The organism is Pseudomonas sp. PICF6 (genome assembly GCF_009831705.1).
Lineage (GTDB): Bacteria > Pseudomonadota > Gammaproteobacteria > Pseudomonadales > Pseudomonadaceae > Aquipseudomonas > Aquipseudomonas rhizophila.
In genome coordinates, this window is the sequence record NZ_WUUD01000013.1 from 236,310 (window position 1) to 243,503 (window position 7,194).

Sequence of the window (7,194 nt, forward strand, 5' to 3'; positions counted from 1 at the left end):
AGCCCACTGTGTGTCCCAATGGGGCCACGACTTCCGCCGTGAATACCTGCAACTGGGGCAACTGGCCGAACTGTTTCCCGACGTGCCACGCATCGCCCTGACCGCCACCGCCGACAAACGCACCCGCGAAGAAATCGTCGAACGCCTGCATTTGCAGAACGCCGAGCGCTTCCTTTCCAGCTTCGACCGACCCAACATTTTCTACCGCATCGTGCCCAAGGAGCAGCCGCGCAAGCAGTTGCTGGCGTTTATTGCCGAGCGGCGCAGCGATGCCGGCATCGTTTATTGCCTGTCGCGCAAAAAGGTCGATGAAGTGGCGGCGTTTCTCTGCGAGCAAGGCTTTCCGGCATTGCCGTATCACGCCGGCCTGCCCAATGACCTGCGGGCCTATCATCAGAAGCGCTTCCTCAATGAGGAAGGCCTGATCATGGTGGCCACCGTGGCGTTTGGCATGGGCATCGACAAGCCCAACGTGCGTTTCGTCGCGCACCTGGACCTGCCCAAATCCCTCGAGGCGTATTACCAGGAAACCGGGCGCGCCGGCCGTGATGGTTTGCCGGCGGACGCGTGGATGGCCTACGGCCTGCAAGACGTGGTGATGCTCAAGCAGATGCTGCAGAACTCCGAGGGCGACGAGCGCCACAAGCGTCTTGAGCAGCATAAGCTCGACGCCATGCTTTCGCTGTGCGAAGAGACCCGCTGCCGGCGCCAGACCTTGCTGGCTTATTTCGATGAAGACATGCCCCAGCCTTGCGGACATTGCGATAACTGCGTCGACGGCGTGGAAACCTGGGACGCCACCGAGCCGGCCCGCCAGGCGTTGTCGGCGATTTATCGCACCGGCCAGCGCTATGGCGTGGGGCATCTGGTGGACGTGTTGCTGGGCAAGGACAACGAAAAGGTGCGCAGTTTTGGCCACCAGCATCTTTCGGTGTTCGGTGTGGGCAAGGCACGCACGGAAAGTGAGTGGCGTTCATTGTTCCGCCAGCTCGTGGCCCGCGGGTTGGCCGATATCGACCTGGAAGGCTACGGCGGTCTGCGCCTGAGTGCGAGCTGCCGTCCCTTGCTCAAAGGCGAGGTCTCCCTCGAACTGCGCCGTGATCTCAAGCCGGCAACCGCGATCAAGAACAGCAAGAGCCAGGCCAGCCAACTGGTGCGCGGCGAAGAGCGCGACCAGTGGGAAGCCTTGCGCGCCTTGCGTCGCAAGCTGGCCGAAGAGCATGGCGTGCCGCCCTATGTGATCTTCCCCGACTCGACGCTGCTGGAAATGCTCCGCAGCCAACCCACCTCCCTGGCGGAAATGGCCCGGGTCAGTGGCGTGGGCGCGCGCAAGCTGGAGCGTTACGGCGAAGCCTTCCTCCAAGTGCTGGGCGGCGAGGTCGAGGCGCCGAAAGCGGTGGCCGATGTTCGTCACGAATTGATCACCCTGGCCCGCGCCGGCATGACCCCGTTGCAGATTGCCGGACAACTGCAATGCTCGGAAAAGAACGTTTATACGATGCTGGCCGAGGCCATCGGCAAGCAGCAGTTGTCTTTGGAGCAGGCGTTGGATTTACCCGAGGAATTGATGGGCGAGGTGCAGGATGCGTTTCTGGACGGCGAAGGCGAGTTGCCAGCGGTGTCGGAAGTTGCAGCACTGTTTGTCGGTCGGGTTCCGGAAGGTGTCCTGTATTGTGTCAGGGCTGCGTTGCAGTCGGAATTTGAAGTCTGATCAGTGAGTTACCTTCCTTTAACGATTCACTACAGGGTAAACCTTGCCTGAATCCGAAGCTCATGCTTAGCTGACTAATAATTAGTTTTTCTCTATTTCAGATCTGATGAGTTTTTTTATGCCGTTAACCGATCAACACCGTTTTGGCATGCAGTTGGCGCAGATGTCTCGAGGCTGGCGCGCCGAGCTGGATCGTCGCCTGGCCGGGTTGGGTCTGTCTCAGGCCCGCTGGCTGGTGCTGTTGCACCTGGCCCGTTTCGAACAGGCGCCGACCCAGCGCGAACTGGCCCAGAGTGTCGCTGTCGAAGGCCCGACCCTGGCCCGGTTGCTTGACAGCCTGGAAGCTCAGGGCCTGGTGCAGCGTCAGGCCGTGGCCGAGGATCGTCGTGCCAAGAAAATCGTGCTTTGTGCACCGGCGCTGCCGCTGATCGAACAGATCGAAACTATTGCCACGCAACTGCGCCGTGAGTTGTTCGAGGGGGTCGATGAAGCCGACATGCGCGTGTGCATGCGGGTCCATGGCACGATTCTGGCCAATCTGGAAAAATCCTGAGGCATATCCCAGGCATCAGACTTTTGAGATTCGGCGGTTCGCGAACTATAACCAGTACTTAGGCGCTCAGTCTGGTAATCAAAAGGGATGCCCATGCTTGTAAGTTTGCAGTGCACGTTGCGCAGTTGGCTCAACGTGTTGGTAGTCGTGGCAGCCATGGGGTATTCGGCGTTGGCATCGGCGCTGGGGCTTGGGGAGATCACCCTCCATTCCGCCCTGAATCAGCCGTTGCGTGCCGATATCGCCCTGGTCGATGTGACCGGGGTAAGTGAAAGCGATTTGTCGGCCAGCCTGGCGAGCGCGGACGATTTCAGCCGTGCCGGCGTGGAGCGGGTGTTCTATCTCAATAGCTTGCGCTTCACGCCAGTGCTGCGCGGCGAGCGCGGCTACATTCGGGTGACCTCCAGCAAACCGGTGGAGGAACCCTTCCTCAATTTCCTGGTGCAGCTCAATCAACCCAACGGGCGTCTGCTGCGCGAATACACCGTGCTGATCGACCCGCCGGGCACGCCAGGTATCGTACCGGCGCGGGACGAGCCTTCCGCCGCGGCCCAGGCAACGCCTGCGATCAAGCCGCCTGCGGCTACTCAAGGCAAGCGCTATACCGTCGTGCAGGGAGACAACCCCTGGTCCATCGCCAAACGCCTGCATGACGCCGGCAGCAATGCTTCGGTCAATGAGCTGATGCAGGGCATCCAGGCCCTGAACCCCGGCAGTGACCGGCTTTCCGTGGGCCAGCGTTTATTGCTGCCCGATTCTGCGGTGCTGCCATCAGCGGCAGAAACGGCTGCCGCCCCGGCCTCCGCCATGTCCGACGAGCAACTGGCCGCCAGCGTGCTGCAAAACGAGCAGCAACAAAAAACCATCGAGCAACTGCAGGCGCTGCTCCAATCCCAGGACGAAGAAATCGCGAGTCAGCGCCAGCAGATCAGCGAGTTGCAGACACAGCTGGCCGAGGTCACGCCGGCCCCTGCTGAATCTGCGCAGCCGGAGTCGGTGCCAGCCGCATCACCCGCGCCGCCAGATCAAGCACCACCCGTCACAGAACCGGTCCCGGAACCAGAGGAGGGCATTAACTGGCTGTGGATAACGGCGCTCGCGGGGCTGTTGGGGTTGCTCGGGTTATTGCTGTTCCTTCGTCGGCGGCAGCAAGAACAGGCCGAAATGGAGCCCCTGCCCGAGCGTTCGGAACCGATGCTTGAAGACGACACCCAAACCTATGCTTCGACCGCCGACACGGAACAGCCCGAGGCCGCCACGTCGTTCAGTAACGGTGATGCACCTTTGGGGGACGTGCTGGAAGGGGTCGGGATTTACCTGACCTACGGTCGTTTCACCGAAGCGGCGGGATTACTGCGCGCCGCGCTGCTGACAGAGCCCGCGCGCACCGACCTGGGCCTCAAGTTGCTGGAAGTGCTGGGCAAGCAGGGCGATACCATCGGTTTCCAGGCCCAGGAACATCATTTGTTGGCGCAGGGCATTGACGTCAGCACACTCGAAGAAATCCGCGGGCGTTATCCGAAGGTCGCCGCGGTGGCCGCGCCCATGGTGACAGAACCTCAGCCGCCGCTGACTGACGTCGCTCCTGCGTCCAGTGACGAGTTCGAACTCGATCTGGATGCGCTGTCCATGGAAACCAGTTGGGACCTTGCCGAGCCGCAGCACAGCACCACTGAAAAAACACCTGTTGCGCCCGAAGGCTTTGGGGACTTGTCGCTTTCGAGTTTCGACGAGCCCGACCTGCAGTGGAGCGCACCGTCTGAAACCGAATCGCTGGACGATGCATTTCTCGACGGGTTTGCCGATGAAGAGCAGTCGCTGGAACTGGAGCCGATGGTCCTCGAGCCTGTCCACCAAGAGCTTCAGGTACCGGAACACTCCGACAAGCTGGAGCAGGCGCAGAACTGCATTGACGATGGCGATCTGAAAACCGCCGTCGCACTGCTGGAAGAGTTGCTCGAAGAGGGCAACGAACCTCTCAGGCAAACCGCGCGTGTGCTCCTGGCGGGGATTCGCTGAAGTCCTTTATTAGTGAGCCTGCTGGCCCCTTCGCGAGCAGGCTCGCTCCCACAGGGGATTTGCGGTGAACGCCAAGCCCGCGAACGACACGAAACCAATGTGGGAGCTGCTGCGGATACAGGGCCATCAAAACGTCTGCCCCAGATTCAGATACACCGCCTGCTCGTCATCATCGTTAAACCCATAGCTGAAATTCAGTGGCCCCAACGGCGTATCAAACCCCAGGAAAATACTGGCGGCATTGATGTAGCCGCTGTCGAACTCATTGTCGTTGTTCCACGCCCGGCCGCGTTCCAGGGAGCCGCCGATGTACAGCGGGAAATCCAGCGGCAGGTAGGCTCGCGGTGTGAGCCTTCGGTAATACACAGCGCGCATCAGGCTTATGTTCTGCCCGGAGATGCCGTCTTGGCGAAAGCCCGACAGTTGCCGCGCACCACCGAGTACAAAGCTTGAAGTCACCACTTCAGCGGTGTCCAGGGTACGCCCGTAACGCCCACCGAGGATGAAGGTGTCCGGGCCGTGGCTCAGTGCCTTGTCCAGATTGAGTTCCCATTGGCGGTAACGCTGGTCGGAACCCAATCCCGGCTCATACTGGCGCCAGGTCAGGCCGATGTCTTCGCCTTCATGAGGGAAGTACACATTGTCGAAGGAGTCGAATGAATACTTCAGGTCGTAGAAGCCTTCATTGAAGCTTTCGCTGGGCTGGTCGTGATCGCCAATGCGTACATCTGCCTCGCCCCAGGCTTGGCCGACACCGAAACGGATTTCGCCGCTGTTGCCAATCTGCCGGCCCAGGTTCAGGCCAAAGCCATAACGTTCGACGCGATACTGGGCCACCGGGTCGTTGTCCAGGATGGACTCGACGTTGCGGGATTCGAATTGCCCGTAGGGTGCGATGAAGTAGCGCGAGCCGACATCCAGCGGCTGGTAGAACTCGCTGTACAGCTCCTGCTTGTCGCCAATCTGTGCCCGGGTCAGCCACTCGGCGCCGAGGCGGTTGATGCCATTGACCCGATAGCTGGCGCCGAGGTTGAAAGCGCTGTCGCCGCGCATGTCGTCCGACAGGCTCAACCCCAGCCGCAGGTAATCGGTGCCGGTGCGTTTGCCCCGGGCACTGATGACCAGCGTATGGTCCGGGGCCTTGTGCACTACGCGGTATTGCACCTGCTCGAAGTAATCCAGCCCGTACAACGTGCCCATGTCGGTCTGCAAACGACCCAGGTCCAGCGGCTCGCCGACTTGCTGGCGAACGTAATAGCGAATCACGTCGTCACCGACTTTGGAGTCATTCTCCACGCGAATGGCGGTGATGACCGGCGTGCGCTCGCTTGGGGTACGCGCCGCCATGAGCTCGGGGTCGGCCGGCTCCGTGGGGCGCAGGTGCGCCAGGCGGGCCTCGAGTATTTGGGCTGCACGGTAACCGGCGTCGATCATTTCATGGGCGCGGCCGAAGTCTGTGGCGCCGAAGCTCGCCAGCGCCGGCTGGATCAGCACATCGTCTTCTCTGAGCGTTGCCAATTGTTCTTCGGAGTTGCGCCGGGTCATCAGGGTGGTCGACTGGTTCAGGACGTCGATCACGGTGACCAATTGCTTGCGGGTGCTCAGCGGGGTGCCGATGTCCACCACGATGGCCCTGTCCACGCCCATTTCCCGGGCCACATCCAGCGGGATGTTGTCGGTCATGCCGCCATCCACCAGCAACCGGCCGTCCAGTTCCACCGGCGCGAATACCGCCGGGATCGACATGCTGGCGCGGATGACCTTGGGCAGGTGGCCCTTGCGAAACACCACTTTCTCGCCACTGGCGATGTCGGTCGCCACGGCGCGGAAAGGGATTGGCAGTTTGTCGAAGTCCCGGGTGTCGCTGGCGTGGGCCAGCAGGCTTTCGAGCAGCAGGGCCAGGTTCTGCCCCTGGATAACGCCCAAGGGCAGGCCGAGGCTGCCGTCATCACGAAAGCTGAGTTTCTGTTTCACCAGAAAGTCCCGGTCATCCTGCTTGCGCCGGAACGGCACGTCCTTGCGCGGCGGAGCGTCGGACAGGGCCTGTTGCCAGTCGATGCCCAGGGCGAGTTTTTCCAACTCGTCGATTTTGTAACCTGAGGCATACAGTCCACCGATCACTGCGCCCATGCTGGTGCCCGCGATGGCGTCGATCTGGATGCCTTGCTCCTCCAGGGCCTTGAGCACCCCGATGTGGGCCAGGCCCCGGGCGGCGCCGCCGGACAGTACCAGGCCGATTTTCGGATGCGGCGCCTCGACGGCGGGCTCGTTGGCATGAACGAGCAGGGGCAGCAGTAGCAGAAGCAGGCAAGGCAGCAGGCGGCGCATCGTCAATCTCGGGGCGGGCAATCAAAGGCAGGTATTATAGCGATGCCTTTGCCCCCAGGAGTTCACCCGCAATGACCGAGCACAAGCCGGAAGTCGTCATCACCTATTGCACCCAATGTCAGTGGCTGCTGCGCGCCGCCTGGCTGGCTCAGGAACTGCTCAGCACGTTTAGCGACGACTTGGGCAAGGTGTCGTTGGTGCCGGGCACCGGTGGGGTGTTTCATATCAGTTGCGACGGCACGCAGATCTGGGAACGCAAGGCCGATGGTGGTTTTCCCGAGGCCAAGGTTCTCAAGCAGCGGGTCCGCGACCGGATCGACCCGGAGCGGGGCCTGGGCCACAACGACCGGGTTCAGTGAGACGCGGCTTGGGCGCTTACACCCGGTTTCTTTGTGCCGCCACTGAGTTGGCTCGACATCACGATCGCGACGATGATCAGCGCGCCACCCAGCAGCATGCGCAACGTCGGGTTTTCATCGAATAGCAACCAGGCGATGGTGATGCCGTAGACCGGTTCCATGGCAAACACCACCGCCGCCGTGCGGGCCTTGATCACCGCCAGGCTGGCGACGAACAGGCTATG

General features: G+C 61.6%; 6 protein-coding genes. 4 read left to right on the top strand and 2 right to left on the bottom strand.

Annotation, left to right across the window (positions count from 1 at the left end):
* The 3 genes from GSM73_RS06120 to GSM73_RS06130 all read left to right on the top strand — a co-directional run.
* Positions 1-1,711: RecQ family ATP-dependent DNA helicase (locus GSM73_RS06120; RefSeq protein ID WP_256676738.1), on the top strand; the 1,711-nt coding region annotated here is incomplete at its 5' end.
* Between the two features lie 118 nt (positions 1,712-1,829).
* Entirely contained in the window at positions 1,830-2,264 is a 435-nt protein-coding gene (locus GSM73_RS06125) for a MarR family transcriptional regulator (protein WP_047226202.1), read from the top strand.
* 93 nt (positions 2,265-2,357) lie between these two features.
* Complete coding sequence (locus GSM73_RS06130) at positions 2,358-4,283, top strand: FimV/HubP family polar landmark protein (protein WP_160891880.1); 1,926 nt, start codon at positions 2,358-2,360, stop codon at positions 4,281-4,283.
* 126 nt (positions 4,284-4,409) lie between these two features.
* Here GSM73_RS06130 and GSM73_RS06135 read toward each other — a convergent pair whose 3' ends face one another.
* Positions 4,410-6,611, bottom strand: coding sequence for a patatin-like phospholipase family protein (locus tag GSM73_RS06135; protein WP_160891882.1), 2,202 nt, complete (start codon positions 6,609-6,611; stop codon positions 4,410-4,412).
* 71 nt (positions 6,612-6,682) lie between these two features.
* Here GSM73_RS06135 and GSM73_RS06140 point away from each other — a divergent pair, with 71 nt between their 5' ends.
* Positions 6,683-6,970, top strand: a complete 288-nt coding sequence (locus GSM73_RS06140) for a SelT/SelW/SelH family protein (protein ID WP_160891884.1) — start codon at positions 6,683-6,685, stop codon at positions 6,968-6,970.
* On the opposite strand, the gene GSM73_RS27015 is transcribed toward GSM73_RS06140, so the two are convergent.
* A partial coding sequence (locus GSM73_RS27015; RefSeq protein WP_256676739.1) for an EamA family transporter occupies positions 6,964-7,194 on the bottom strand: 231 nt, incomplete at its 5' end. The genes GSM73_RS06140 and GSM73_RS27015 overlap by 7 nt on opposite strands.